Genomic DNA, 24,928 nt, shown 5'->3' with positions numbered 1-24,928 from the left:
TGATGTCTGGTGAAGGGTGGCTCCCCGAGCAGGGCTCGAACCTGCGACAATTCGATTAACAGTCGAATGCTCTACCAGCTGAGCTATCGGGGACCGTGGCGGGGGAAATACAATCCGGGGCAGGGGATGGCAAGCGCCAATTTCGGCATCTGGCAGCGACCGGCGGAAGCCTGGCCGCCGGTGAAAGGGGTTGCCGCGGCTGGTGCAGTCTTGCTAAGGGGATGCGCCCGCGCCGGGAACGGCGCGCCGCGATGGCCTCGTGGCGGAGTGGTTACGCAGAGGACTGCAAATCCTTGCACCCCGGTTCGATTCCGGGCGAGGCCTCCACCTTCTCTCAACCAGGATGAGTTCAGGCTGGTGCGGCAGGCGTCGCGCACGGCCGGTTGGGCGCTTGCATTCTGAGCCACCCTGGCTGAAAACCCACCCGACGGGCCGCCGCAGCGGCAACGATTCAGGTTCGCGGGAGCTTTCCATGCCCGACTTCGCCCTGCAGCGCCGCATGATGGTGGATGGACAGCTGCGCACCTTCGACGTGACGCAGCACGAGGTCATCACGGCGTTTCTCGCCGTTCCGCGCGAGGCATTCCTGGGCCCCCGCCAGCAGAACATCGCCTATGTCGACCGGACGCTGCCTCTCCCCGGCACGGACCCGGAGAAAAGGCCGCGGGAAATGATGAACCCGATGGTGCTCGCCCGCATGATCCAGGCGGCGCAGCCGCTGCCGGGAGCCAAGGCGCTCGTCGTCGGCGCGGGCACCGGCTACGCGGCGGCCGTGCTTGCAAGCATGGGCTGCGAGGTCGTGGCGCTCGAGTCCGAGCCCTCCCTCGCAGCCGAGGCCCGGCGCCGCCTTCCGGAGGCCGGCGCTCCGGGTGTCACAGTGGTCGAGGGCGCACTCGCGAACGGTCATCGCGCCGGCGCACCCTACGACATCATCCTCATCGACGGAGCCTATCTCGTGGAGCCGGCCGAGGTGCTCGCGCAACTCGCCGACGGCGGCAAGCTGGTGGGCGTGAAGGGCGAGGGCAGGGCAGGGCGCGCGCTTCTCTACCGACGTTCGGGCGAGGCTCTCTCGTCGCGCCCGGTGTTCGATGCAGCAGCGCCCGTACTCGACGAATTCCGGCCCGAGCCGGCGTTCGTCTTTTGACTGCGGCGAGACGTAGTGTTTTGGAACAGTGTCGCCTTTTTGCGGCACCGTCTCAAAATCGGCTGGAATGCGGCGGGACCGTGTGGTGCGTTCACGACAGCGCGCATAAACATGTTTAGCCTCGGCTTGCTAGACTCACGACGAGGATGATGTCGGAACGTGAAGCGTACCGGCCGGCGGAAACGAAGGGTGGCGACTTGCTGAACCAATCGTCCAGGATGATGCGTGTACTTCTGCTCGGCAGCGTCGCGCTCGCAGCCATGGCGCAGAGTGCGTCTGCCGAAACGATCGAGGGCGCGCTGGCCCGCGCCTATTCAGGCAACCCGCAGCTCAATGCGGGCCGTGCCGGCGTGAGGGCCACCGACGAGAACGTGCCGCGCGCTTTGTCGGGATACCGGCCGCGCATCACGGCGTCGGGCGACATCGGCGCCCAGACCCGGGATCAGCGCCTTGGCACGGGTCCCTGGCAAAACGACAATTCAATCCCGCGTGGCGTCGGGCTGCAGGTCGACCAGAACCTGTTCAACGGCGGCCGGACCTACAATTCGGTTCGCCAGGCCGACTCGAACGTGCTCGCCGCGCGTGAGCAGTTGCGGGTGACCGAGCAGTCTGTCCTGCTCGACGGCGCCACGTCCTACATGGACGTGCTGCGTGACACGGCCATTGTGAGCCTGCGCAACAACAACATCGACGTCCTCGACGAACAGCTTCGCCAGACGCGCGACCGGTTCAACGTGGGCGAGGTGACGCGCACCGACGTCGCACAGGCGGAAGCTCGCCTCGCCGCCGCGCAGGCGGACGCCAGCACCGCGGTAGGCAACCTGAAGACCAGCCTTGCCCGCTATCGCGCCGTGATCGGTGCCGAGGCCCGGCAGCTTGCTCCGGCGCGCGCTCTCGACACCGTCCTGCCGCGCACGCTCGACGGGGCGATCGCCCAGTCCCAGGCAGAACATCCCAATATTCTTGCGGCCCTGCATGCGGTGGACGCCGCCGAACTTCAGGTGAAGATCGTCGAAGGGGAGCTCTATCCCACGGTCGGCCTGCAGGGCACCGTCACCCATCGCTGGGATTTCCAGCAGTCTAACCTGGAGAACAACACGGCCGCGGTCGTCGGCACGCTCTCGGTTCCGATCTATGAGGGCGGCGAGGTTTATGCCCGCGTCCGGCAGTCCAAGGAAACGCTCGGCCAGCGCCGAATCGAGGCGGATCAGGCGCGCGACACCGTGCGCCAGAACGTCGTCTCGGCGTGGGGCGTGCTGGAAGCGACCAAGGAACGCATCACGGCATCGCAGGCCCAGATCCAGGCGGCCGAGGTGGCCCTGAACGGCGTGCGTGAAGAGGCCAAGGTTGGCCAGCGCACCACGCTCGACGTCCTCAACGCCCAGCAGGAACTGCTGACGGCCCGCGTGTCGCTGATCACGGCCCAGCGCGACCGTGTGGTCGCGTCCTACGGGCTGCTTTCGGCGACGGGCCGGCTGTCTGCCGCCAACCTCAGGCTCGCCACCGTCGACTACCAGCCGCGGGTCCACTACGAGCAGGTCCGCGACAAGTGGATCGGCCTGCGCACGCCGGACGGGCAGTGACGCCGCGCTGCGTTACTGCAACACCTGCCGAGAAGAGGGCCGCCGCGTGCGGCCCTTTCCACAAGGGCCGGTCCCGGCGCTCCTTGCATTGGATAATGCGGCCGACATACTCGCCCGCGTGGACGTGCGCCCCGCCGCGAGGTGATTCGCCGCGTTCCCTGTGCGGCGGCATGGACGGTAGCTCATGAGTGCGAGCCTGAAGGCGAACGAACCGTCGATGGAGGAGATCCTCGCGTCGATCCGCCGGATCATTGCCGAGGACGCTCCTGCAGGCGACGAGACTTCCGAAGCCGCGCCGGCCTCAGCGCCCGAGCCTGCAGCGACCCCGGCCGAACAGGAAGACGAGGACGTCCTCGACCTCGCCTCGATCGGGCCGGCGACCGAGCCGGACGATGACATCGAGTTCCGGGAGATCGCCGAGCCTCTCATCATGAACCGGCCGAAGGAGCCGGAGGCCGCACCCGAGCCGCCGCGCGCGCCAGCCCCTGCGCCTGATGGGCCCTCACACACTGCATCGGGAGAAAGCCTGCTGTCTCCGGCGGTGGCCGCCGCAGTGTCGAGCGCGTTCGTCTCGCTCGGTTCCCTGCACGTTCCTCACGGGGGGCATACTCTCGAGGACCTCGTGAAGGAGATGCTGCGCCCGATGCTGAAGTCGTGGCTGGACGAGAACCTGCCCGGTCTCGTCGAGAACCTCGTGCGCGCCGAGATTGAGCGGCTCGCCCGCACGCCCAGAGGCTGATCTCGACAGGTCGAATTCCCGGCGCGGATTGACGAAAGCGGCCGGGTCCGCTTTCTGTGCGCGCTCGACACGGACAGGCGCCGGATGGCGCGAGGATCGCTGCAATGATGGACAAAACCTTCGACCCCGCCAGCGTGGAGGGTCGTATCTCCGCTGCGTGGGAGGAGGCCGGAGCGTTCCGCGCCGGCCGGCCCGAGCGGGCGCAGGCGGAGCCCTATTGCATCGTCATCCCGCCGCCGAACGTCACCGGCTCACTCCATATGGGCCACGCTCTCAACAACACGCTGCAGGACATCCTGTGCCGTTTCGAGCGCATGCGCGGCAAGGATGTGCTCTGGCAGCCCGGGACCGACCACGCGGGGATCGCGACCCAGATGGTCGTCGAGCGGCGGCTGGCGGAGCGGCAGCAGCCGGATCGCCGGACGCTGGGGCGCGAGGAATTCCTACGCCGGGTGTGGGAGTGGAAGGCCGAGTCGGGCGGCGCCATCTTCAACCAGCTGAAGCGCCTCGGAGCGTCGTGCGACTGGTCGCGCGAGCGCTTCACGATGGACGAAGGCCTGTCCCGTGCCGTGCTGGAAGTGTTCGTTACCCTTCACAAGCAGGGGCTGATCTATCGCGACAAGCGCCTGGTGAACTGGGACCCACGCTTCCAGACCGCGATTTCGGATCTCGAGGTGCTGCAGGTCGAGAAGAAGGGCAGCTTCAAGTGGGAGCGGCCCGAACCCGGCTCGGAGGACGGTGCGCTCGACGTCGCGGCGCTCGGCAAGGTGCTGGACCGCGATCCCAGCGGGCATCTCTATTACTTCGAGTACCCCCTGGAGGGTTCGGCCTACGCGCCTGACGACCCCAACACCTACATCCGGATTGCGACCACCCGGCCCGAGACGATGCTGGGTGATACCGCCATTGCCGTCCATCCCGAGAACGAGCGTCTCAGGCACCTCATCGGCCGCAAGGCGGTGCTTCCGCTCGTCGGGCGGCTGATCCCGATCGTCGCGGACGAGTACGCGGACCCCGAGAAGGGAACAGGCGCGGTGAAGATCACGCCGGCGCACGACTTCAACGACTTTGAAGTCGGACGACGGCACGGCCTGTCGCTCGTCAACATCCTCGATGCCGAGGCGAAGATCCTCCTGGAGGGGAACGAGGAGTTTCTGCGGGAAGCAACTCCCGAGGCGGAGACGATGACCCTCTCGGGGCTCGACCGCTTCGAGGCCCGCAAGCGCATCGTCGGCATGATGGCGGGCAAGGGGCTGCTGGCCAGCATCGAGCCGACGGGACACACCGTGCCGCACGGCGACCGCTCGAACGTGGTCATCGAGCCCTGGCTGACCGACCAGTGGTACGTCGACGCCAAGACGCTGGCCCAGCCCGCGCTCGCGGCCGTGCGCGACGGGCGCACGAAGTTTGTCCCGGAGAACTGGGAAAAGACCTACTTCCAGTGGCTGGAGAACATCGAGCCCTGGTGCGTCTCGCGCCAGCTCTGGTGGGGGCACCAGATCCCGGCCTGGTACGGGCCGGACGGGCATGTCTTCGTCGAGATGAACGAGGACGCGGCAAAGACCGCGGCCCGCGCTCACTACGGGCAGGACGTCGCGCTGACGCGCGACGAGGACGTGCTGGATACGTGGTTTTCGTCGGCGCTCTGGCCGTTCTCCACGCTGGGCTGGCCGGAGAAGACGCCCGAACTGGCGCGCTACTACCCGACCAGCGTTCTGGTGACGGGCTTCGACATCATCTTCTTCTGGGTCGCCCGGATGATGATGAGCGGGCTCCACTTCATGAAAGAGATCCCCTTCCACACCGTCTACATCCACGCGCTCGTCCGTGACGAGAAGGGCGCCAAGATGTCGAAGTCGAAGGGCAACGTCATCGATCCGCTCGAACTCGTGGAGGCCTACGGCGCCGATGCGCTGCGCTTCACGCTGTCGGCCATGGCAGCGCAGGGCCGCGACATCAAGCTTTCCCGCCAGCGGGTGGAGGGCTACCGCAACTTCACGACAAAGCTGTGGAACGCGGCCCGCTTTGCCGAGATGAACGGCTGCGTCCGCGTCGCAGGGTTCGACCCGGCCAGTGCGGGGCTCATGCTGAACCGCTGGGCGCTTGCCGAGTACGGCAAGGCGGTCGGTGAGGTCACGGCGGCGCTGGAGGCGTTCCGCTTCAACGACGCGGCGAACGCGGCCTACCGCTTCACCTGGAACGTGTTCTGCGACTGGTACCTCGAGCTCGCCAAGCCCGTCTTCGCGGGTTCGGACGCTGCCGCCGCTGCCGAGACCCGGGCCTGCATCGCCTTCGTTCTCGACGGCATCTGCGCGCTGCTACACCCCTTCATGCCGTTCATGACCGAGGAGCTGTGGGCCGTGAAGGGCGCCGACAGCCCGCCGCGGACGTCGCTGCTCGCGCTGGCGCAATGGCCTGCGCCGCCAACCACCGGCGATGCCCAGGCAGAGGCCGAGATCGGCTGGCTCGTCGATCTCGTCACCGAGATCCGGTCAGCCCGCTCGGAGACCAACGTGCCCGCCGGCACGCAGGTGCCGCTCGTGCTCGTCCAGGCATCCGACGAGACCCGGGGTCGTGCGGAACGCTGGGGCGACATGCTGAAGCGCCTCGCACGCCTGTCCGAGGTGTCCTTTGCCGACACCGCGCCGGGCGAATCCGTCCAGATGGTGGTGCGCGGTGAAACGGTCTGTCTTCCGCTCGGCGGAATCGTCGACATCGCCGCGGAACGCGCCCGTCTCACCAAGGAGATCGCCAAGGAAGAGGGCGAGGTGAAGCGCGTCGACGCCAAGCTCGGAAATCCCGACTTCCTCGCTCGGGCTCCCGAAGAGGTGGTCGAGGAGCAGCGCGAGCGTCGCGACGATTCCAACGCGCGGATCGGCAAGCTGAAGGAAGCGCTGGCGCGATTGGGCGGCTGACCCGCTGCGGTCAGACGCTCTTCGCCTCGTCTTTCACGAGAGAGCAGCCGGAGATGCGCCAGCTGCCGTCCTCCTGCTTTTCTATCGTGTAGACGGCGAGCCACTGAACCCCGTCGGCGTCGATGATCTTCACGGACTGGACGGGGCCGAGCGGGCCGTCCTTTACCTCGCCGAAAGCCCAGTCCTTCGGGCGGTACACCGGCGGGTAGCCGCGCCGGACCATGTCGATGAAGACCTCGGAGTTCGGGAACATTCTTCGGATGCCAGGCGCTGCGAAACCGTAGGCCGCGGCGGCGTCGTCGCGGCCGAACGCCTCGAGCTGGTTGCGGATGACGTCCTGGATCTGCGTCCGGTCCGCTTCCTCCACGGCCATGGCCGGGGAAACGAGGGCGGCGACGGTGAGGAAGGCAGGGGCAAGGCGGCGCATGGGTCGCTCCGGGAGGGAGAAAGGCTGCACCTCTGCGGTTATAGGCCGGTCTTTCCCCACTTCCAGAGTACTGCTCCTGACCGGTTCTCAGGGCAGGGCGCGAAGATGCCTCACGGGACGTCCTGGCGCGACTGATTCGACCGCCGCGGCAATGGCGTTCGCGTCGATGCCGAAGTGACGGTAGAGGTCCTGCACCGTGCCCGTCTGGCCGAAATGCTCGACGCCGAGTGCCCGCAGCCTGTGGCCGTGCACTGAACCGAGCCACGCCAGCGTAGCGGGATGGCCGTCGATCACCGTGACGATGCCGCAGTCGCGCGAGAGCGGTGCGAGCAGGCGCTCGACATGGCTCATGGCTCCCGTCTGGCCGCGCTGGCGGGCGCGCTCCGCGGCCGTCCAGCCCGCGTTGAGTCGGTCGGCTGAGGTTACGGCGAGCAGCCCGACGTCGCGCCGGTCTTCAGCCACAAGCCCGGTCGCGGCGATGGCTTCCGGCGCGATTGCACCCTGGTAGGCGATGACGGCCTGGCAGTTCGGGCCCGGCGGGCGCACCCAGTAGGCGCCGTCGATGATCTGGCCGGCCAGGGAGGCCTCCATGGCGCGGCGTGGTTGCTCGACCGGCCGGGTGGACAGGCGCAAATAGACGGAGCCGCCGGTCTCGTCGCGGAGCCAGCTCTTCTCCTCGACCGGACGGTCGTCCCTCTCGCCCTCGCCGTGACGCTGCATGTAGTCGAAGGCGAAGCGCAGGATGACGGCGAGCTCGTCGACGAAGGCCGGCTCGAAAGCGCACAGCCCGTCCTGCGACATGCCGATGAGCGGCGAGGCGATCGACTGGTGGGCACCGCCCTCGGGGGCCAGCGTCACACCGGACGGTGTCGCGACGAGAAGGAAGCGGGCGTCCTGGTAGCAGGCATAGTTCAGCGCATCGAGGCCGCGCGAGATGAAGGGATCGTAGAGAGTGCCGACGGGGAGCAGGCGCTCGCCGAACACCGAGTGGCTGAGTCCGAGCGCGGACAGCGCGAGGAACAGGTTCATCTCGGCGATGCCGAGTTCGAGATGCTGGCCTTTCGGGGAGAAATCCCACTTCTGCGTGGAGGCGATGCGCTCCTCGCGGAAGGTGTCGGCCATCGCTGCCCGGGCAAAGAGGCCGCGCCGGTTCACCCAGGGACCGAGGTTGGTGGACACGGTGACGTCGGGGGAGGTCGTCACGATGCGGTCGGCCAGCGGTCCGCCAGCCCGTGCGATCTCGTCCAGCAGACGGCCGAACCCCATCTGAGTCGAGACCACCGGCTGCGTATCCGCGGGAAAGCTGGGCGGCACGGGAATTAGCGGCGACTCGTGCCGCCTGCGGCCCTGCGCATGAAAGGGGGAAGCGTCGAGAAAGGCCTGAAGCCGCTCGGGCGGGAGAGACAGGCCCTCGAACCGGTCCCACTCGTGCCCCGGTCGCACGTTCATCGAGGACCGGAACGTCTCGAACTGGGCGGGCGTCATCAGCCCCGCATGGTTGTCCTTGTGTCCCGCAAGCGGCAGGCCGTGGCCCTTGATTGTATAGGCGATGAAGCAGACAGGACGGTCGTGGTCGATGGCCTCGAACGCCTCCAGCAGGGTGGGCAGGTCGTGTCCGCCGAGATTGGTCATCAGCGTCGAAAGCTCGCTGTCGCTGCGCTTTTCGATCAGGCGCGTCATCGGCGCCTGGTCGCCGAGATCATCGAGCAGGCGCTTGCGCCAGGCCGCCCCGCCCTGGAAGGTCAGCGCCGAATAGACCTGGTTGGGGCACCGGTCGATCCAGTCCCGGAGCCTGTCGCCGCCGGGCTCCTGAAAGGCCGCCTCCAGCAGCGAGCCGTATTTCAGCGTCACGACATCCCAGCCGAACGCGCGGAACAGGGCTTCGAAACGCGCATACAGCCCTTCGCGGATCACCGCGTCGAGGCTCTGGCGGTTGTAGTCGATGATCCACCAGGTGTTGCGCACGCCGTGCTTGAAGCCCTCCAGCAAGGCTTCGAAGATGTTGCCTTCGTCGAGTTCGGCGTCCCCGGCCAGCGCGACCATGCGCCCCTCCGGCCTGTCCTGCTTCCAGTGCGCGCGAACGTAGTCCTGCACGAGCGAGGCGAAGAGCGTTTGCGCAACGCCGAGGCCGACCGATCCCGTCGAGAAATCGACGTCGTCCACGTCCTTCGTGCGGGATGGGTAGCTCTGCGCTCCCTTGTAGCCGCGAAAGTTCTCGAGTTTCTCGCGCGTCTGAAGCCCCATTAGATACTGGATGGCGTGAAAGACGGGCGAGGCGTGCGGCTTCACGGCGACCCGGTCCTGCGGGCGGAGCACGGCGAAGTAGAGCGCCGTGAGGATCGTCGCCAGCGACGCCGAGGAGGCCTGATGGCCACCGACCTTCAGACCGTCGTCATGCGAGCGGAGATGGTTGGCATTGTGAATGGTCCAGGCTGACAGCCATAGGACCTTTTTCTCCAACTCCGCCAATGTCTCGATGCGCTCGTCCATGCGGCTTTTCTCCTTCGCACCGGCAGCACTGTCCATGCGAATGGGACCTCTGTCGAGTGACACCCGCGACACGTCTCTTCAATCTCGTTCGATGGCGTTCACGCTATCGAAAGATCGGCTTGAATTCCGTCAGGCGACGGCTAGTGTCACCGGCGATGAACACCACCGGCCAAGTTTCAGCCTCCGTCTGGACGGAGGAACTCGGGGATCTCGTGACAGAGGTATCCGACGCGATCACCGAGGACGCCGTCCGGCAGGGCAGCGAGCCGGAGGCAGCGCGGGCGGCCTTCATCGCGGCGATGGTGGCCGAGTGCCTCGAACTTGGCGACGATCCATCGCGTCTCGCTTCCGCCGTCTGGGGCCCGCTGACGGATCCGCGGCTCGGAATCACGCTCGGCCGCGCCTGAAGGCTGAAGGCGTTTCGTCGCCTGCCCGACACCTCCGCGTCATCGCCGTTTTCTAGACCGCCCGGAGATACCGCGGCGGAGACGAATCATGCTGGGACACGGCCGGGCTCGGGACGAGGTGGCGCGCGAGACCGTTCGTACCTACGAGCGGATCGCACCTCTCTACGACACGCTGGACGGCCCCTACGAGATCGCCTGGAAACGGCGCCTGAGGCGATCGGTGTTTGCAGGACTGTCTGGCCGCATTCTCGATGCCGGCGTCGGGACGGGCTGCAATTTCGTTGCCTATCCCCCCGAAGCCGAGATGGTGGGTGTTGATCTCAGCCCGGCCATGCTGGAGAGGGCGCGCAAGCGGGCGGCACGCAACCGGATCAGGGTCCAACTTGCGCCGATGGACCTGACGCGGCTCTCGTTTCCCGACGGCAGCTTCGACGCCGTGGTCGCGACATTCGTGTTCGGCTGCATTCCCGACCAGGCCCAGCTGCCGGCCCTGCGCGAGGTCGCGCGCGTTTGCCGGCCGGACGGAGAGATCCGGCTGCTCGACTACGTCATGCCCGATCAGCCGATCGTTCGCCTCGGCATGGAAGTGATGTCACCGTGGCTCAGCTGGGCCTTCGGCGGCACCTATCGTCCGACGACCTCTTTCTGGTTCGCAGCCGCCGGGCTCGAGGTGGTGCGACGCCAGCCAATGGCCGGCGGTGTCACCCAGCTCTATGTCCTCCGCCCGGCGGGGAAGAACTTCCAGGACTGAGGTCAGATCATTTCCAGCGGCCGCTTGCGACGCGGCGGCGGGAATGCCTTGTCCAGCGCCGCGAGATCATCCTCGTCCAGCGTCAGGTCGAGAGCGCGGCGGTTGGCCTCGACATGGGCGCGCGTCCCGGCCTTGGGGATGGCGATCACGCCGGGCTTGCGCATCACCCAGGCCAGCGCGATCTGCGCCGGCTCGACACCGTGCTTCCAGGCGATGCCCTGCAGTCCGGGCGGGGAGGGCAGGGTACCCTGCTCGATCGGGCTGTAGGCCATCGCGCTGATGCCGCGCTCCTCCAGCATCGGCAGCAGGTCGAACTCCGGGCCGCGCCGGACGAGATTGTAGAGGATCTGATTGGTCGCACAGCGCTCGCCGCCCGCGATGGCGAGCAGTTCCTGCATGTCGCCGGTGTCGAGATTGCTGACACCCCAGCGCCGGATCTTTCCCGCCTCGGCCAGCGCCTCGAAGCCTCGAACCGTCTCCTCGAGGGGAATGCTGCCGCGCCAATGCAGGAGATAAAGGTCCAGTGCCTCGATGCCGAGCCGCTTCAGGCTGCCTTCGCACGCCCTCTGGAGCGAACGCATGTCGGCATGGTGGGGGTAGGCCTTGCTGACGACGAGAACGTCGCGCCTGTAGCCCTTCAATGCTTCGCCGACGAGGCTCTCCGTCCGCCCCTCGCCATACATCTCGGCTGTGTCGAGAACCGTCAGTCCCATCTCGAAGCCCGCCTGGAGCGCGGCGATCTCCGCCCGCCGCCTGTCGGCCCGCTCGCCCATGCGCCAGGTACCCTGGCCCAGAGCGGGCACCTGCATGCCGTCGGGAAGCGTCACAGTGATGGGCATGAAGAACTCCGGCGGGACAAACGAAGCAATGCGCGAGAGGCTCTATCGTTGCTGCCAAGCGTGGCGGCGCTGAGACGGTCGCAATCAGCACAGTCGACTGGCATCACGTAAGCGTGATCGCAGCTGTTCGGCTCACACTCATCTGGTGGAGCGGAACCGTCGTAAGTCATTCCGCTTTGCGCATCCAGCAAAGGAAAGCTCAGGAGACGCCCACATGCGTAAACTTGTCGCATCTGTTGCTCTATTCACGCTCATGGCCGGTGGTACTTTTTCGGCCTCAGCAGCAAACATCGTTGAAACTGCTCAGAGCACCGGCCAATTCAACACGTTGCTGGCAGCAGCGAAGGCAGCTGGACTTGCCGACGCGCTCGCAACGAAGCAGGGCATCACGGTTTTCGCACCGACCGACGCAGCCTTCGCAAAGCTTCCGAAGGGCACGGTCGAGTCTCTGCTGAAGCCGGAGAACAAGGACAAGCTCCAGGCGATCCTTCTCTACCACGTCGTGCCCCAGGAAGTGGCGGCCAAGGACGTGCCTACGAAGTCGACCAAGGTCGCCACGCTGGACGGCAGTGAGACCCTGACGGTTCGTCGTCACGGCGAGCGCGTACGCGTCAACAAGGCGAAGGTGGTGAAGGCCGACGTGAAGGCCGACAACGGCATCATCCACGTCGTCGACAGAGTGCTGCTCCCCAAGTGAGCCGCATCGTTTACTGACGTCCTCGCGCGGCCGTTCGCACCGATCGGCCGCGCTCCTTTTTCTGTCGCGCGCGCCGGGTGTGACGGAGTATGACGAGGCATGTCGAACGCCACAGCTCCGAACAGCATCGTTTCAGTCGGCCCGGTCCGGTTCGGCAACGATCTCCCCCTCGCTCTCATCGCGGGTCCCTGCGTGCTGGAAAGCCGCGGGCATGCCCTGGAAATGGCTTCGGCGCTCAAGGAGATCACGGCAGGGCTTGGCATGCCCCTGGTCTTCAAGACCTCGTTCGACAAAGCCAACCGAACGTCGGCCTCCGGTGTCCGCGGTGTGGGGTTGTCCGAGGCCCTCGCGGTCTTCGCGGAGATCCGCGATTCGCTGGGCCTGCCCGTGCTGACCGACGTGCATGAGCCCGGCCAGTGCGCCATGGTCGCCGAAGCGGTGGACATCCTGCAGATCCCCGCCTTCCTCTGCCGGCAGACGGACCTCCTCGTCGCCGCAGCGAAGACGGGACGGGTGGTGAACGTCAAGAAGGGGCAGTTCCTGGCCCCCTGGGATATGACGAACGTCGTCTCGAAGGTCACCGGCGCCGGGAACGCCGACGTTCTCGTCACGGAGCGGGGCGCGTCGTTCGGCTACAACACGCTTGTCTCCGACATGCGCTCGCTCCCCATCATGGCGCGCATGGGAGCGCCGGTGGTGTTCGACGCCACGCACTCGGTGCAGCAACCCGGCGGACAGGGCACGTCGTCAGGCGGGCAACGCGAGTTCGTGCCGGTTCTCGCCCGCGCGGCCGTTGCGGTCGGGGTGGCGGCGGTGTTCATCGAAACGCACGAGACTCCCGACAGGGCACCCTCCGACGGCCCGAACATGGTGCCCCTGAAAGAGATGCCGGCCCTGCTGAAGACGCTGATGGCGTTCGACCGGCTGGCAAAGGCCGGCTGAGGACGACGCGGCAAAGGCTTTCGCGCAGAAGCGATCACCGGCCGCGGTACGGTGCGACGCCCTGGTCGGGAATCCAGAGGTTCGCTGGTGGCACACCCGTCTGCCAGAACACGTCGATGGGAATGCCTCCCCGGGGATACCAGTAGCCGCCGATGCGCAGCCATCGCGGCTCGAGCAGGCCGGTAAGGCGCTTGCCGATGCCCACCGTGCAATCCTCGTGGAAAGCGCCGTGGTTTCGGAAGGACCCGAGGAAGAGCTTCAGGGACTTCGACTCGACGAGCCAGCCGTCCGGCACATAGTCGATGACGAGAATGCCGAAATCAGGCTGGCCGGTGACCGGGCACAGCGAGGTGAACTCCGGGCAGGTGAAGCGGGCGAGATAGTCCGTGCCGGGGTGCGGGTTGGGAACCCGGTCCAGCACGGCTGCTTCGGGCGAGGCGGGAAGCGGCGTCGCGTGGCCGAGTTGCAGGTGTTCGTCTTGCATCGGAAGTGTCCTTCTCTTGCGCGCACCATACTGCGCGGCGTGGCCGCGTCGAGCGCCACCGCATGAAGGTTCGACGACAGCCACGCGACTTGCGCTCGCCCGCCCATGGCGTAAAAGCCCGTCGAGACCTCGCCAGGACCCGCCGGAGAGCGACATGACCGCCATCATCGACATCCATGCCCGCGAAATTCTGGACAGCCGTGGCAACCCCACGGTCGAGGTGGACGTGACGCTCGAGGACGGCTCCTTCGGCAGGGCGGCGGTGCCGAGCGGCGCGTCAACCGGTGCGCATGAGGCGATGGAGCTGCGCGACGACGAAAAGAGCCGCTACTCCGGCAAGGGCGTGCGCAAGGCGGTGGAGAGTGTCAACCGGGACATCTTCGACGCGATCGGCGGATTCGATGCCGAGGATCAGGTGAAGATCGACCAGACCATGATCGATCTCGACGGAACGCCGAACAAGAGCCGGCTTGGAGCCAACGCGATCCTCGGCGTGTCCCTCGCCGTGGCCAAGGCGGCGGCAGACGCCGCGGCGCTGCCTCTCTATCGCTACGTCGGCGGCACGTCCGCGCGGGTCCTGCCGGTTCCGATGATGAATATCGTCAATGGCGGCGCGCACGCGGACAACCCGATCGATTTCCAGGAATTCATGGTTCTCCCGGTCGGGGCGTCCAGCCTTGCGGAAGCGGTCCGGATCGGGTCCGAGATCTTCCACACGCTCAAGGGCGCCCTGAAGAAGGCCGGCCACAACACCAATGTCGGCGACGAAGGCGGTTTCGCGCCGAACCTTCCCTCGGCCGAGGCGGCGCTCGATTTCGTCATGAAGGCCATCGAGATCGCCGGCTTCAAGCCCGGCGACGACGTACTGCTCGGCCTCGACTGCGCAGCCACCGAGTTCTTCAAGGACGGTGCCTACCACTACGAGGGCGAGGGCAAGGTGCGCTCGATCGAGGAGCAGGCCAAGTACCTGGCCAAGCTTGCGACCGACTATCCGATCGCCACGATCGAGGACGGCATGTCCGAGGATGACTGGGAGGGCTGGAAGATCCTCACCGACATTGCGGGCTCGCGCGTTCAGCTCGTCGGCGACGACCTCTTCGTCACCAACGTGACCCGTCTGTCGAGGGGCATCGAGCAGGGCATCGGCAATTCGATCCTGGTGAAGGTCAACCAGATCGGGTCGCTCACCGAGACCTTGGCGGCAGTCGAGATGGCGCAGCGCGCGGGATACACGGCCGTGATGTCGCATCGATCGGGCGAAACCGAGGACTCGACGATCTCCGACCTCGCCGTCGCGACGAATTGCGGGCAGATCAAGACGGGCTCGCTCGCCCGCTCCGACCGTACCGCTAAGTACAACCAGCTGATCCGCATCGAGGAAGAGCTGGGGACGGCGGCCAGGTACGCCGGCCGCGGCGCTCTGAAGCAGAAGCGCTGAACGTCACGGTCGCGTCGCGACAGGCCCGGCGTTAACGCCCGGGCAACCATGCCGGCTCCACTCTGCCGGCATGGTCGTGCGCTCCCGCCTCCGGGCTTTTCTGATTCCCCTCGTCCTCTATCTCGTGTCCGGCGGGGTGGTGGGATATTTCGTCTATCACGCCCAGCACGGTGACCGCGGCATCGCCACCAAAATGGCGCTGAAGCAGCAGATCGTGGACCTGACGAAAGAGCTGGACGAGCTCAAGGGCGAGCACACCAGATGGGATGAGCGCGTGGCAATGCTGCGCAACGAAAGCGTCGACAAGGATCTGCTCGACGAAGAAGCCCGGCTGACGTTGAACCGCCTGCACCGCAACGACGTTGTCATCATGACAGGGAGCGGCGCGCCGCCCCGATGATGCGGCGCAGCATAAGCAGCCAACCAGTCCAGAGCGATGAACCAAAAGGCGGTTCATCCTGAAAAACTAAGCAATCTCAAAGCAGTTCTGCGCACCACGCAATGTGGTTGCGCGCTTGCCGGGCCTCGCTATCGCCATGGTGTTGGGATAGTCTCCTTCACAACGGTCCGGACAGGACCGCATGGAGGAGCCGATGGCGGTTGCCGCCCGCAAGACCCCTGCGTCGAGAGCCGACGCATCCCGTTCCACCACAGCCAAAGGCGCCGCGGGCCGGAAGGGCAATGGCCCGATCCCGCTGGAGCGCGACGAGGAGTTTCAGGCCTATCGCGACATGCTGCTGATCCGCCGCTTTGAAGAGAAGGCGGGACAGATGTACGGCATGGGACTGATCGGCGGCTTTTGCCATCTCTACATCGGCCAGGAGGCCGTGGTCGTCGGCATGCAGATGGCGACGAAGGACGGCGATCAGGTCATCACTGGATATCGTGACCATGGCCATATGCTGGCCTGCGGCATGGACCCGAAGGGCGTGATGGCCGAGCTGACCGGGCGCCGGGGCGGCTTGTCCAAGGGCAAGGGCGGCTCGATGCACATGTTCAGCGTCGAGAAGAAGTTCTACGGCGGCCACGGCATCGTGGGTGCTCAGGTCTCCCTCGGCACGGGGCTGGCCTTCGCCAACCACTACCGGGGCATAGACAATGTTTCGCTGACCTATTTCGGCGACGGCGCGGCCAACCAGGGCCAGGTCTACGAAAGCTTCAACATGGCCGAGCTCTGGAAGCTGCCGGTCGTGTACGTCATCGAGAACAACCGCTACGCCATGGGCACCTCGGTGAACCGGGCCTCGGCACAGACGGATTTCTCCAAGCGCGGCATCTCGTTCAACATCCCCGGCGAGCAGGTGGACGGCATGGATGTCCGCGCCGTGGTGGCGGCCGCGCGCCGGGCCGTGCAGTGGTGCAGGGACGGCAAGGGTCCCTATATCCTGGAGATGCAGACCTACCGCTATCGCGGGCACTCGATGTCCGATCCGGCCAAGTACCGGTCGAAGGACGAAGTGCAGAAGATGCGCGAGGAGCGCGACCCCATCGAGCAGGTCCGCAAGCGGCTCCTGGAGCAGTGGGGCATGAAGGAAGACGAACTCAAGGGCATCGATGCGAAAGTCCGAGAGGTCGTCAACGAGGCTGCGGAGTTCGCCACCAACGACCCCGAGCCCGATCCCGCCGAACTCTGGACCGACATCCTGAAGTAAATCAGGTCCGGCGCTTCTCGGCGCCGTACCCGCCATCCGGCCGAACTATCCTGCCTGGCCGCGCGACGCGCCATCCCACAGGGATCGACACCGATGCCGATCGACATTCTGATGCCCGCTCTCTCGCCGACGATGGAGAAGGGCAACCTCGCCAAGTGGCTGAAAAACGAGGGCGACACCGTCAAGTCCGGCGACATCATCGCCGAGATCGAGACGGACAAGGCCACGATGGAGGTGGAGGCCGTCGACGAGGGGGTGCTCGCCAAGATCCTCGTTCCCGCCGGTGCCACAGACGTGCCCGTGAACCAGAAGATCGCGATCCTGGCCGGCGACGGCGAGGACGCGACGCAGGTCGCGGCCACCGGCGGCGCCAGCATGCCGGGCGAGCCGGAGACCTCCGAGGCCGTGGCCGAGCCAGCGCCGGCGCAGCCGGAGGCCTACCAGCCGGCGGTCACGGATACCGCGTCCGGCGAGCCGTCCGAGCGCGTACCGGCGGTGCCCGCATCACCCCCCGGCGAGGGAGCATACGACGCCTCGCAGGAGATCCCCGCCGGCACCGAAATGGTGACGATGACGGTACGCGAAGCATTGCGGGACGCCATGGCCGAGGAAATGCGCCGCGACGGCGACGTCTTCGTCATCGGCGAAGAGGTCGCCGAGTACCAGGGCGCCTACAAGGTGACGCAGGGCCTGTTGCAGGAGTTCGGCGCCAAGCGGGTCGTCGACACTCCGATCACCGAACACGGCTTCGCCGGGCTCGCGGTCGGCGCCGCGTTTGCCGGGCTGAAGCCAGTCGTCGAGTTCATGACGTTCAACTTCGCAATGCAGGCGATGGACCACATCATCAACTCCGCTGCCAAGACGCTCTACATGTCTGGCGGACAGATGGGCTGCCCCATCGTCTTCCGCGGCCCGAACGGAGCGGCGGCCCGCGTCGCGGCCCAGCACAGCCAGGACTACTCGGCGTGGTATTCCAGCGTGCCCGGCCTGATCGTCGTCTCGCCCTTCACGGCTGCGGACGCCAAGGGCCTCCTGAAGTCGGCGATTCGGAGCCCAAATCCGGTCGTCTTCCTGGAGAATGAGATCCTCTACGGGCAGTCCTCGCCCATCCCCCGGCTCGACGACTTCACCATTCCCCTCGGCAAGGCGCGCGTCGCCCGGCCCGGCAAGGATGTAACGATCGTCGCGTGGTCCATCGGCATGACCTATGCGCTGAAGGCCGCCGAGGAACTGGCGAAGAAGCACATCTACGCCGAGGTCATCGACCTGCGCACGCTGCGCCCCCTCGACATCGACACGGTGATCGCGTCGGTCAAGAAGACCGGCCGCTGCGTGACGGTCGAGGAAGGCTGGCCGCAGGCGGGCATCGGAGCGGAGATCGCCGCTCAGGTGATGGAGCGGGCTTTCGACTGGCTGGACGCGCCCGTGCGACGCGTCACCGGCAAGGATGTGCCCATGCCATACGCCGCCAATCTCGAGAAACTGGCGCTGCCCAGCGTGGCCGACGTGATCGAGGCCGTGCGGTCAGTCACCTATCGCTGAGCTCCCGATGCGGACCGTCACCGTCAAGCGCCATGCGACCTATGCGGACGTTCAGGCCGCGCCGGCCAACATGGTTGCGGAGCTGACCAACGGGTCGCTCGGCACGCAGCCGCGGCCGAGCCCGCGGCAGTCGCTGGCCCCGGAGGACGCCTGACATGGCTGCTCCCGAGTTTCACGAACTGCAAGCACCGCCGGACGCCATCGAACAGGGCGGCCACGAGGTGGTGCGCGCCGTCGTCGTGGAGGGCGCCGTCAGCGTCGCCATGCGGCGCTCGTTCGACGACCCCTTCGTCTGGGGTGTCCTCCTCGTCGACCTCGCTCGCCATGCCGCCCGAATCTACGCGGCGGAGGCGGGACTGGCCGAGGACGAAGCCATGGCTCGCATCGTCGAAGGCATTCAGAGCGAACTCGACACTCCCACCGACCACGGCACCACTACCGCCGCCCATTGACCGAACCAGGGGCCCCGACATGCCCGTCAACGTGCTGATGCCCGCGCTTTCGCCCACAATGGAGAAGGGCAATCTCTCCAAGTGGCTGAAGAAGGAGGGTGACACCATCAAGTCCGGCGACGTGATCGCCGAGATCGAGACCGACAAGGCGACGATGGAGGTCGAGGCCGTCGACGAGGGCATCCTTGCCAAGATCCTCGTCGCCGACGGGACCGACAATGTCGCGGTCAACACCAAGATCGGCGTGATCGCCAGCGAGGGCGAGGATGCGAGCGCGGCCGCCGCCGCCAAGCCGGCGGAGAGCAAGCCCGCCGAGAAGGCGCCGGACGCCAAGCCCGCGCCGGCGGCCGAGGCACCCGCCACCGCTCCTGCGAGCGTGCCGGCCCAGGCGAAGTCCTACGACGCCACCTCCGAATTCCCGGCCGGCGCGGAGGTCGTCTCGATGACGGTGCGCGAGGCGCTGCGCGACGCCATGGCCGAGGAGATGCGCCGCGACGGCGATGTCTTCGTGATGGGCGAGGAGGTCGCCGAGTATCAGGGCGCCTACAAGGTGACGCAGGGGCTGCTGCAGGAATTCGGGCCCAAGCGCGTCATCGACACGCCGATCACCGAGCATGGCTTCGCCGGCATCGGCGTCGGCGCGGCGCTGACCGGCCTCAAGCCGGTCGTCGAGTTCATGACCTTCAACTTCGCCATGCAGGCGATCGACCACATCATCAACTCGGCCGCCAAGACGCTCTACATGTCCGGCGGCCAGATGGGCTGCCCGATCGTCTTCCGGGGCCCCAACGGCGCCGCCGCCCGTGTCGGCGCGCAGCACAGCCACGATTATGCCGCCTGGTATTCGAACGTGCCGGGCCTGAAAGTGGTGATGCCTTACAGCGCCTCGGACGCGAAGGGCCTGCTCAAGAGCGCGATCCGCGATCCCAACCCGATCATCTTCCTCGAGAACGAGATTCTTTACGGCCGCCAGTTCGAGGTGCCCAAAAGCGACGATTTCCTGATCCCGATCGGCAAGGCCAAGGTGGTCAGGCCCGGAACCGACGTCACCATCGTGTCCTTCAGCATCGGCATGACCTATGCGCTCGCGGCCGCCGAGGCGCTGGCGAAGGAAGGCATCGAGGCGGAGGTGATCGACCTGCGCACGATCCGGCCGATGGACATCGAGACCGTGATCGCCTCTGTGCAGAAGACCCATCGCTGCGTCGCCGTCGAGGAGGGTTTTCCGCAGTCGGGCGTCACCGCCGAGATCGGCATGAAGATCATGGAGGCGGCGTTCGACTATCTCGACGCCCCGGTCGCCCGCGTCACCGGCAAGGACGTGCCGATGCCCTATGCGGCGAACCTGGAGAAGCTCGCGCTTCCGAACATCGGCGAGGTCGTCGCGGCGGCCAAAGCCGTTTGCTACCGCTGAGAGGGCTGACCGATGCCGACCAACATCCTGATGCCCGCGCTGTCTCCGACCATGGAGAAGGGCAACCTCGCCAAATGGCTGAAGAAGGAAGGCGACAAGATCAAGTCCGGCGACATCATCGCCGAGATCGAGACCGACAAGGCGACCATGGAAGTGGAAGCCGTCGACGAGGGCGTGCTGGCGAAGATTCTGGTGCCGGACGGCACTGCCGATGTCGCGGTCAACGAGATCATCGGCGTGATCGCCGGCGAGGGCGAGGATGCCAAGAGCATCACTGGCGCGCCGGCCAAGACGGAGGCTCCGAAGGCCGAAGCGGCCAAGCCGGCGGCGAAAGCGGCCGAGCCCCAGGCGGCAGCGCCTGCTCAGCAGGTGGCGATGACGGCGGCTGCCGGCATGAATACCGGCGGCGAGCACCGGCCGGTGGGCGACCGTGCCTTCGCCTCGCCGCTGGCGCGCCGGCTCGCCAGGGAGGCCGGGCTCGACCTCGCCAAGATCGCGGGCTCCGGCCCGCATGGCCGGGTCGTCGAGAAGGACATCGCCGCGGCGAAGGCCGGAGGCGGGGCCAAGGCTTCGCCCGCTGCCGCGCCGGCTTCTCCCGCAGCCGCGAAGCAAGCGGCGCCGCTCGCGACCGGCCCGTCCGACGAGCAGACCAAGAAGCTCTTCGCCGAGGGTTCCTATGAGGAGATCCCGCATGACGGCATGCGCAAGACGATCGCGCGCCGCCTGCTCGAGGCGAAGCAGACCGTCCCGCATTTCTACGTCACCGTGGATTGCGAGCTCGATGCGCTGCTCAAGCTGCGCGGCGAACTCAACGCCGCCGCGCCCGAAAAAGACGGCAAGCCGGCCTACAAGCTCTCGGTCAACGACATGGTGATCAAGGCGCTGGCGCTGGCGCTGCGGGCGGTGCCCGACGCCAACGTCTCCTGGACCGACAACGCCATGCTCAAGCACAAGCATGCCGATGTCGGCGTCGCGGTCTCGATCCCCGGCGGTTTGATCACGCCGATCATCCGCGATGCCTGCCACAAGACGCTGAGCCAGATCTCCAACGAGATGAAGGACATGGCCGGGCGCGCCAAGGCCCGCAAGCTGAAGCCCGAGGAGTATCAGGGCGGCACCACGGCGGTCTCGAATCTCGGCATGTTCGGCGTCAAGGATTTCGCCGCGATCGTAAATCCGCCCCATGCGACGATCCTGGCGGTCGGCGCCGGGGAGCAGCGCGCCATCGTCCGCAAGGGCGAACTCGCGGTCGCGACCGTGATGTCGGTGACGCTCTCGACCGACCACCGCGCGGTCGACGGGGCGCTGGGAGCCGAGCTGCTGGCGGCGTTCAAGGGCTATATCGAGAAGCCGATGGCGATGCTGGTGTGAGCGGGCGGAAGGGGTCGGTCGCATGGCGAGGACCTGGAGCGTGTTTCGCGATTGGCAGCAGGTCCTGGCCGATCCGGCCGTGGAGCGCGCACTGGAACGGCTCGGCAATGTCGAGAGCATCGAGCGGCTCGACGGCGGCGCCGTCTATCGCGCCTGGAGCGGCCGCCGCTATGTCGAATTCCGCAAGGTCTACAGCGAGCCTCCCGAGCCGACGCTCGGCGCGGAGGTGAGCATCGCGCTGCATGCGAGCGACATCATGCTCTGGCCGCTGGAGCGTGATCCACCGGCGCCGTCGCGAGGCCGTTTCCGTGTTCCAGCCCGGCTCGAGGCCGCTCGCCCACGGCGCGGCCGCGATCTGCCTTCAGAGGAAGACGACGACGGGCGGCCGGCCGCCAGAGGTCGGGGCCGAAGTGCTCGATGACGAAAGAGTCGGACAGTGCGGCGAACAACAGACGGCTGGCGCTGGTCTCGGTCGTCATCGCTCTGCTCTCGCTCGTGGCGTCGGTCGTGCAGAACGTCAACTATCTGCGCAGCATCGACAGCATGCAGCGCAACATCCTGCGCACGGAGAGCCTGAGGACCTGCCGCGATCTGATCGACACCTTCTTTCGTTTTCGGCTCAAGGCCGAGGCGGTGCAGCTCTCCGGCTCGGCCGGAATGAACGGGGCCGAGCTGAAGGCGCTGGCCTATCAGTTCGGCGGTCTGGGCACCTTCCTCGCCAACTTTCACCCCGATGCCGCCCGCGCCCGCTACAGCGCCTTGGCGTGGCAGCTCAACACCATCGCGGAAAAAGCCGGTTCTCTGCCCAAGGACGCGTTCGACGCGCTCTTCGTAGAGGCTGACCGGCAATTCGCGACGATCAACGACGATTGCGTCAAGGCCGCGACCGGCCACCTTCTCTGAGACCTCCGACGGGAGCAGCACCATGTCCGACTACGACATCATCATCATCGGCTCCGGCCCCGGCGGCTATGTCGCGGCGATCCGGGCGGCGCAGCTCGGTTTCAGGACCGCGATCGTCGAACGCGAGCATCTCGCCGGCATCTGCTCGAACTGGGGCTGCATCCCGACCAAGGCGCTGCTGCGCTCGGCGGAGATCCTGCATTACGGCCAGCACGCCAAGGATTACGGGCTCGTGCTGGAGGGCTCGTTCAAGGCCGATCTCGACGCGGTGGTGAAGCGCTCGCGCGGCATCGCGGCCCGGATGAACAACGGCGTCCAGTTCCTGATGAAGAAGAACAAGGTCGACGTGATCTGGGGCGAGGCCAAGCTGGTGAAGCCCGGCACGATCGCGGTCGCGCCGACGAAGAAGCCGGCGATGCAGCCGCAGGTGCCGCCGCCGAAGAATGCGAAAGGCGAGGGCAGCTACACCGCCGACCATATCATCTTGGCGACCGGCGCGCGGCCGCGCGCGCTGCCCGGCATCGAGCCGGACGGCAAGCTGATCTGGACCTATTTCGAGTCCATGGTGCCGGCGAAGATGCCGAAATCGCTCTTGGTGATGGGTTCGGGCGCGATCGGCATCGAGTTCGCCTCGTTCTACCGGACGATGGGCGTCGAGGTCACCGTCGTCGAGGTGATGCCGCAGGTCGTGCCGGTCGAGGATGCCGAGATCGGCGCGTTTGCGCGAAAAGCCTTCGAGAAGCAGGGGATGAAGATCCTGACCGGCGCCAAGGTCACCAAGGTCGAGAAGGGCGCGGATTCGGTCACGGCGCATATCGAGGACGAGAAGGGGGCTAAGCAGACCATCACCGCCGACCGGATGATCTCGGCGGTCGGCGTCGTCGGCAATATCGAGAATCTCGGGCTGGAGGCGCTCGGCGTGAAGACCGATCGCGGCTGCATCGTCATCGACGATCTCTGCCGCACCAACGTCAAGGGGCTCTACGCCATCGGCGACGTCGCCGGCCCGCCGATGCTGGCGCACAAGGCCGAGCACGAGGCGGTGATCTGCCCGGGCTGCACCTATTGCCACCCGCAGATCGCCAGCGTCGGCCTGACCGAGGCGAAAGCGAAGGCGGCCGGCCACGCGCTCAAGGTCGGCCGCTTCAACTTCGTCGCCAACGGCAAGGCGGTCGCGCTCGGCGAGGATTCCGGCATGGTCAAGACGATCTTCGACGCCAAGACCGGCAAGTTGCTCGGGGCCCATATGGTCGGCGCCGAGGTGACCGAACTGATCCAGGGCTTCGTCGTCGCGATGAACCTCGAGACTACCGAGGAGGAGCTGATGCACACGATCTTCCCGCACCCGACGATCTCCGAGACGATGAAGGAGAGCGTGCTGGACGCTTACGGGAAGGTGCTGAACGCTTGAGGGATAAGCTCGTCTCGACGGCCAGGCGCGTCACATATGCGCTGATCGATGCACTGGTCTTTGTCGTTGTCTGGCATGTTGTTGTCGCAAAAACCGGTGTGCAGCCGCCTTTCAGCTTTATGCAACGCTATTCCCCAGCGGATTTCGCCGCATACCTGACGGTTATGGCCTGGATGACATCGATACTCTTTATCTTGAGTATCGTGTTGCATCGTTATTTCGGCGGCTCGCTCGGCAAGCTCGCTATGGGCTGCCGAACGCGCCGTAGTGACGGGTCTCCGTTGGGTTGGCCGGAAACGATAACCAGAAGTGTTGTCATGTTCGCTCTTGGCGTCATGATTCTCGCTCCGGGGCCGCTGGCGGCCTATGTCTTGGGGCCGGGTTCGGAAGCATGGTCATCCTTGCTTCTCATTATCGGGCTCGTTGTCTGGCTTTGGTTCGTGCTTTTTCCAATCTCGGATAGCGATAGCCGGCAAGAAAAGTCGTTGCTGGAGCGCATTTTGGGCTTGGAAACCGTCAAAATTCGCCGCCCAGACACGCCCAACGAGTCTTCTTCTCGATGACGCCCCGCGCCCGGAAGCCCGGTGGCCCCGATCGCATCGTCCCCGACGACAAGGTCGAGATCCTGCCGCCCGGCGGGGGGCTGATGCTGGATTGGCGTGCGCCGGTGCCGACGGTCGCGCTCGGGACCGTCACGGGCTTCGTCGCCAGCCTTATCGTCGGCGGAGGCGGCCTCGTCCGTCATGCCGTCGTCGACGTGCTCGGCATGCTGGTCGGGCAGGGGCTGGTGCGGCTGACGGGGTGGCGGATCGATACCGGCCGGGAGTGGCTCGACGAGGCGGCGATGGCTGTGCTGGGAGCGATCCTCGTCGTGCTGCTGGCGCGCTTCATCGCGTGAGGGAACCAGCTGCCGCGGAGACCGTTTTCGCTGCGCGCATCCGCGCAAAGCCTGGGGGATTTCGACCATGCAGAGTTTCGCCGCCACCATGGCCCAGCCGGGCTACGGCTTCTTCGCCACCCTTCTCATCGGCATGCTCGCCGGCTGGATCGCCGAGCGCCTGACCTCGTCCGACCACGGCCTCTTCACCAACATGCTGGTCGGCGTCGCCGGCTCCTTCGTCGGCACCAAGGTGGCCGAACTGCTCGACATCCCGGTCTTCGGCTTCTGGCGCACGCTGACGGCGGCCGTCGCCGGCGCGGTGATCGTCATCGTGATCTGGAACGCAGCGCGCGGCAGAAGCTGACGGCGCGAGGTTGCCGGAACCGCCATTGAGGATTAGCTAGGAAGGGCCGGTCCGCCGGCCCTTTTTCCTTGGACCGACGCGAC

Annotated in this window: 26 protein-coding genes and 2 tRNA genes; 23 read left to right on the top strand and 5 right to left on the bottom strand. The window is 66.5% G+C overall.

Annotated elements, in window-relative coordinates; translation table 11 throughout:
- Positions 1 to 17: 17 nt before the first annotated feature.
- Positions 18 to 93: transfer RNA gene (locus AC5JCN_RS04995), tRNA-Asn, on the bottom strand.
- A 160-nt stretch (positions 94 to 253) separates the two neighbouring features.
- On the opposite strand from AC5JCN_RS04995, the gene AC5JCN_RS04990 reads away from it, so the two are divergent.
- The 5 genes from AC5JCN_RS04990 (at position 254) to AC5JCN_RS04970 (ending at position 6,381) form a co-directional block, all read left to right on the top strand.
- Positions 254 to 327: transfer RNA gene (locus AC5JCN_RS04990), tRNA-Cys, on the top strand.
- A 145-nt stretch (positions 328 to 472) separates the two neighbouring features.
- On the top strand, positions 473 to 1,144 hold the full coding sequence (locus AC5JCN_RS04985) for a protein-L-isoaspartate O-methyltransferase family protein (protein WP_495753924.1): 672 nt from the start codon (positions 473 to 475) through the stop codon (positions 1,142 to 1,144).
- A gap of 218 nt (positions 1,145 to 1,362) precedes the next feature.
- On the top strand, positions 1,363 to 2,727 hold the full coding sequence (locus AC5JCN_RS04980) for a TolC family outer membrane protein (protein ID WP_495753923.1): 1,365 nt from the start codon (positions 1,363 to 1,365) through the stop codon (positions 2,725 to 2,727).
- Between the two features lie 184 nt (positions 2,728 to 2,911).
- Positions 2,912 to 3,466 carry a DUF2497 domain-containing protein gene (locus AC5JCN_RS04975; RefSeq protein ID WP_495753922.1) on the top strand — a complete coding sequence of 185 codons (555 nt, stop codon included), beginning with the start codon at positions 2,912 to 2,914 and terminating at the stop codon, positions 3,464 to 3,466.
- Between the two features lie 104 nt (positions 3,467 to 3,570).
- A complete protein-coding gene (locus AC5JCN_RS04970) occupies positions 3,571 to 6,381 on the top strand; it encodes a valine--tRNA ligase (RefSeq protein ID WP_495753921.1) in 2,811 nt (936 codons plus the stop codon).
- Positions 6,382 to 6,391: 10 nt separating this feature from the next.
- Here the strand turns inward: AC5JCN_RS04970 and AC5JCN_RS04965 are convergent, their stop codons facing one another.
- Positions 6,392 to 6,808, bottom strand: a complete 417-nt coding sequence (locus AC5JCN_RS04965; RefSeq protein ID WP_495753920.1) for a DUF4864 domain-containing protein — start codon at positions 6,806 to 6,808, stop codon at positions 6,392 to 6,394.
- An 87-nt stretch (positions 6,809 to 6,895) separates the two neighbouring features.
- Positions 6,896 to 9,298 (bottom strand): thiamine pyrophosphate-binding protein, encoded by a 2,403-nt coding sequence (locus tag AC5JCN_RS04960; protein ID WP_495753919.1) that lies wholly within the window; start codon positions 9,296 to 9,298, stop codon positions 6,896 to 6,898.
- Between the two features lie 212 nt (positions 9,299 to 9,510).
- Here AC5JCN_RS04960 and AC5JCN_RS04955 point away from each other — a divergent pair, with 212 nt between their 5' ends.
- Both AC5JCN_RS04955 and AC5JCN_RS04950 read left to right on the top strand, forming a co-directional pair.
- Positions 9,511 to 9,705 (top strand): hypothetical protein, encoded by a 195-nt coding sequence (locus tag AC5JCN_RS04955; RefSeq protein WP_495753918.1) that lies wholly within the window; start codon positions 9,511 to 9,513, stop codon positions 9,703 to 9,705.
- Positions 9,706 to 9,793: 88 nt separating this feature from the next.
- The gene (locus AC5JCN_RS04950) at positions 9,794 to 10,456 is read left to right on the top strand and encodes a class I SAM-dependent methyltransferase (protein ID WP_495753917.1); all 663 of its coding nucleotides are present in this window, start codon (positions 9,794 to 9,796) and stop codon (positions 10,454 to 10,456) included.
- Positions 10,457 to 10,458: 2 nt separating this feature from the next.
- Here the strand turns inward: AC5JCN_RS04950 and AC5JCN_RS04945 are convergent, their stop codons facing one another.
- Entirely contained in the window at positions 10,459 to 11,295 is an 837-nt protein-coding gene (locus AC5JCN_RS04945; RefSeq protein WP_495753916.1) for an aldo/keto reductase, read from the bottom strand.
- Positions 11,296 to 11,509: 214 nt separating this feature from the next.
- Between AC5JCN_RS04945 and AC5JCN_RS04940 the strand changes: the two genes are divergently transcribed.
- Together AC5JCN_RS04940 and kdsA are read left to right on the top strand one after the other, a co-directional pair.
- Positions 11,510 to 11,992 carry a fasciclin domain-containing protein gene (locus AC5JCN_RS04940; RefSeq protein ID WP_495753915.1) on the top strand — a complete coding sequence of 161 codons (483 nt, stop codon included), beginning with the start codon at positions 11,510 to 11,512 and terminating at the stop codon, positions 11,990 to 11,992.
- A gap of 99 nt (positions 11,993 to 12,091) precedes the next feature.
- Positions 12,092 to 12,934 carry a 3-deoxy-8-phosphooctulonate synthase gene (gene kdsA, locus AC5JCN_RS04935; RefSeq protein ID WP_495753914.1) on the top strand — a complete coding sequence of 281 codons (843 nt, stop codon included), beginning with the start codon at positions 12,092 to 12,094 and terminating at the stop codon, positions 12,932 to 12,934.
- A 34-nt stretch (positions 12,935 to 12,968) separates the two neighbouring features.
- On the opposite strand, the gene queF is transcribed toward kdsA, so the two are convergent.
- Positions 12,969 to 13,418 (bottom strand): preQ(1) synthase, encoded by a 450-nt coding sequence (gene queF, locus AC5JCN_RS04930; RefSeq protein WP_495753913.1) that lies wholly within the window; start codon positions 13,416 to 13,418, stop codon positions 12,969 to 12,971.
- Between the two features lie 154 nt (positions 13,419 to 13,572).
- Here queF and eno point away from each other — a divergent pair, with 154 nt between their 5' ends.
- The 14 genes from eno (at position 13,573) to AC5JCN_RS04860 (ending at position 24,845) form a co-directional block, all read left to right on the top strand.
- Complete coding sequence (gene eno, locus AC5JCN_RS04925; RefSeq protein ID WP_495753912.1) at positions 13,573 to 14,856, top strand: phosphopyruvate hydratase; 1,284 nt, start codon at positions 13,573 to 13,575, stop codon at positions 14,854 to 14,856.
- A gap of 70 nt (positions 14,857 to 14,926) precedes the next feature.
- Positions 14,927 to 15,256: an FtsB family cell division protein gene (locus tag AC5JCN_RS04920; protein WP_495753911.1), complete on the top strand. Its 330-nt coding sequence runs from the start codon at positions 14,927 to 14,929 to the stop codon at positions 15,254 to 15,256.
- Between the two features lie 193 nt (positions 15,257 to 15,449).
- Positions 15,450 to 16,508: a pyruvate dehydrogenase (acetyl-transferring) E1 component subunit alpha gene (gene pdhA, locus AC5JCN_RS04915; protein WP_495753910.1), complete on the top strand. Its 1,059-nt coding sequence runs from the start codon at positions 15,450 to 15,452 to the stop codon at positions 16,506 to 16,508.
- A gap of 93 nt (positions 16,509 to 16,601) precedes the next feature.
- Complete coding sequence (locus AC5JCN_RS04910; RefSeq protein ID WP_495753909.1) at positions 16,602 to 18,050, top strand: pyruvate dehydrogenase complex E1 component subunit beta; 1,449 nt, start codon at positions 16,602 to 16,604, stop codon at positions 18,048 to 18,050.
- Between the two features lie 7 nt (positions 18,051 to 18,057).
- Entirely contained in the window at positions 18,058 to 18,204 is a 147-nt protein-coding gene (locus AC5JCN_RS04905) for a hypothetical protein (protein WP_495753908.1), read from the top strand.
- Between the two features lies 1 nt (position 18,205).
- On the top strand, positions 18,206 to 18,502 hold the full coding sequence (locus AC5JCN_RS04900; RefSeq protein WP_495753907.1) for a DUF5076 domain-containing protein: 297 nt from the start codon (positions 18,206 to 18,208) through the stop codon (positions 18,500 to 18,502).
- A 19-nt stretch (positions 18,503 to 18,521) separates the two neighbouring features.
- The gene (locus AC5JCN_RS04895; RefSeq protein ID WP_495753906.1) at positions 18,522 to 19,916 is read left to right on the top strand and encodes a pyruvate dehydrogenase complex E1 component subunit beta; all 1,395 of its coding nucleotides are present in this window, start codon (positions 18,522 to 18,524) and stop codon (positions 19,914 to 19,916) included.
- A gap of 12 nt (positions 19,917 to 19,928) precedes the next feature.
- Positions 19,929 to 21,287: a pyruvate dehydrogenase complex dihydrolipoamide acetyltransferase gene (locus AC5JCN_RS04890; RefSeq protein WP_495753905.1), complete on the top strand. Its 1,359-nt coding sequence runs from the start codon at positions 19,929 to 19,931 to the stop codon at positions 21,285 to 21,287.
- Between the two features lie 40 nt (positions 21,288 to 21,327).
- The gene (locus tag AC5JCN_RS04885) at positions 21,328 to 21,708 is read left to right on the top strand and encodes a hypothetical protein (RefSeq protein ID WP_495753904.1); all 381 of its coding nucleotides are present in this window, start codon (positions 21,328 to 21,330) and stop codon (positions 21,706 to 21,708) included.
- Complete coding sequence (locus tag AC5JCN_RS04880) at positions 21,705 to 22,190, top strand: hypothetical protein (RefSeq protein ID WP_495753903.1); 486 nt, start codon at positions 21,705 to 21,707, stop codon at positions 22,188 to 22,190. The genes AC5JCN_RS04885 and AC5JCN_RS04880 overlap by 4 nt, the downstream gene beginning before the upstream one ends.
- Before the next feature lie 22 nt (positions 22,191 to 22,212).
- Positions 22,213 to 23,601 carry a dihydrolipoyl dehydrogenase gene (gene lpdA / locus AC5JCN_RS04875; RefSeq protein ID WP_495753902.1) on the top strand — a complete coding sequence of 463 codons (1,389 nt, stop codon included), beginning with the start codon at positions 22,213 to 22,215 and terminating at the stop codon, positions 23,599 to 23,601.
- The gene (locus AC5JCN_RS04870) at positions 23,598 to 24,164 is read left to right on the top strand and encodes an RDD family protein (protein ID WP_495753901.1); all 567 of its coding nucleotides are present in this window, start codon (positions 23,598 to 23,600) and stop codon (positions 24,162 to 24,164) included. The genes lpdA and AC5JCN_RS04870 overlap by 4 nt, the downstream gene beginning before the upstream one ends.
- On the top strand, positions 24,161 to 24,499 hold the full coding sequence (locus AC5JCN_RS04865; protein ID WP_495753900.1) for a GlsB/YeaQ/YmgE family stress response membrane protein: 339 nt from the start codon (positions 24,161 to 24,163) through the stop codon (positions 24,497 to 24,499). The genes AC5JCN_RS04870 and AC5JCN_RS04865 overlap by 4 nt, the downstream gene beginning before the upstream one ends.
- A 67-nt stretch (positions 24,500 to 24,566) precedes the next feature.
- Positions 24,567 to 24,845, top strand: coding sequence for a GlsB/YeaQ/YmgE family stress response membrane protein (locus tag AC5JCN_RS04860; protein ID WP_495753899.1), 279 nt, complete (start codon positions 24,567 to 24,569; stop codon positions 24,843 to 24,845).
- Positions 24,846 to 24,928: the final 83 nt, after the last annotated feature.

Source organism: Alsobacter sp., from assembly GCF_059501845.1.
Note: the sequence above shows the minus strand (reverse complement) of the source record. Positions and strands in the feature narration are given on the sequence as shown.

Coding starts and splice junctions, on each gene's coding strand:
- AC5JCN_RS04985 (WP_495753924.1), top strand. CDS start 473: ATGCCCGACTTCGCCCTGCAGCGCCGCATGATGGTGGATGGACAGCTG.
- AC5JCN_RS04980 (WP_495753923.1), top strand. CDS start 1,363: ATGATGCGTGTACTTCTGCTCGGCAGCGTCGCGCTCGCAGCCATGGCG.
- AC5JCN_RS04975 (WP_495753922.1), top strand. CDS start 2,912: ATGAGTGCGAGCCTGAAGGCGAACGAACCGTCGATGGAGGAGATCCTC.
- AC5JCN_RS04970 (WP_495753921.1), top strand. CDS start 3,571: ATGATGGACAAAACCTTCGACCCCGCCAGCGTGGAGGGTCGTATCTCC.
- AC5JCN_RS04965 (WP_495753920.1), bottom strand. CDS start 6,808: ATGCGCCGCCTTGCCCCTGCCTTCCTCACCGTCGCCGCCCTCGTTTCC.
- AC5JCN_RS04960 (WP_495753919.1), bottom strand. CDS start 9,298: ATGGACGAGCGCATCGAGACATTGGCGGAGTTGGAGAAAAAGGTCCTA.
- AC5JCN_RS04950 (WP_495753917.1), top strand. CDS start 9,794: ATGCTGGGACACGGCCGGGCTCGGGACGAGGTGGCGCGCGAGACCGTT.
- AC5JCN_RS04945 (WP_495753916.1), bottom strand. CDS start 11,295: ATGCCCATCACTGTGACGCTTCCCGACGGCATGCAGGTGCCCGCTCTG.
- AC5JCN_RS04940 (WP_495753915.1), top strand. CDS start 11,510: ATGCGTAAACTTGTCGCATCTGTTGCTCTATTCACGCTCATGGCCGGT.
- kdsA (WP_495753914.1), top strand. CDS start 12,092: ATGTCGAACGCCACAGCTCCGAACAGCATCGTTTCAGTCGGCCCGGTC.
- queF (WP_495753913.1), bottom strand. CDS start 13,418: ATGCAAGACGAACACCTGCAACTCGGCCACGCGACGCCGCTTCCCGCC.
- eno (WP_495753912.1), top strand. CDS start 13,573: ATGACCGCCATCATCGACATCCATGCCCGCGAAATTCTGGACAGCCGT.
- AC5JCN_RS04920 (WP_495753911.1), top strand. CDS start 14,927: ATGGTCGTGCGCTCCCGCCTCCGGGCTTTTCTGATTCCCCTCGTCCTC.
- pdhA (WP_495753910.1), top strand. CDS start 15,450: ATGGCGGTTGCCGCCCGCAAGACCCCTGCGTCGAGAGCCGACGCATCC.
- AC5JCN_RS04910 (WP_495753909.1), top strand. CDS start 16,602: ATGCCGATCGACATTCTGATGCCCGCTCTCTCGCCGACGATGGAGAAG.
- AC5JCN_RS04905 (WP_495753908.1), top strand. CDS start 18,058: ATGCGGACCGTCACCGTCAAGCGCCATGCGACCTATGCGGACGTTCAG.
- AC5JCN_RS04900 (WP_495753907.1), top strand. CDS start 18,206: ATGGCTGCTCCCGAGTTTCACGAACTGCAAGCACCGCCGGACGCCATC.
- AC5JCN_RS04895 (WP_495753906.1), top strand. CDS start 18,522: ATGCCCGTCAACGTGCTGATGCCCGCGCTTTCGCCCACAATGGAGAAG.
- AC5JCN_RS04890 (WP_495753905.1), top strand. CDS start 19,929: ATGCCGACCAACATCCTGATGCCCGCGCTGTCTCCGACCATGGAGAAG.
- AC5JCN_RS04880 (WP_495753903.1), top strand. CDS start 21,705: ATGACGAAAGAGTCGGACAGTGCGGCGAACAACAGACGGCTGGCGCTG.
- lpdA (WP_495753902.1), top strand. CDS start 22,213: ATGTCCGACTACGACATCATCATCATCGGCTCCGGCCCCGGCGGCTAT.
- AC5JCN_RS04865 (WP_495753900.1), top strand. CDS start 24,161: ATGACGCCCCGCGCCCGGAAGCCCGGTGGCCCCGATCGCATCGTCCCC.
- AC5JCN_RS04860 (WP_495753899.1), top strand. CDS start 24,567: ATGCAGAGTTTCGCCGCCACCATGGCCCAGCCGGGCTACGGCTTCTTC.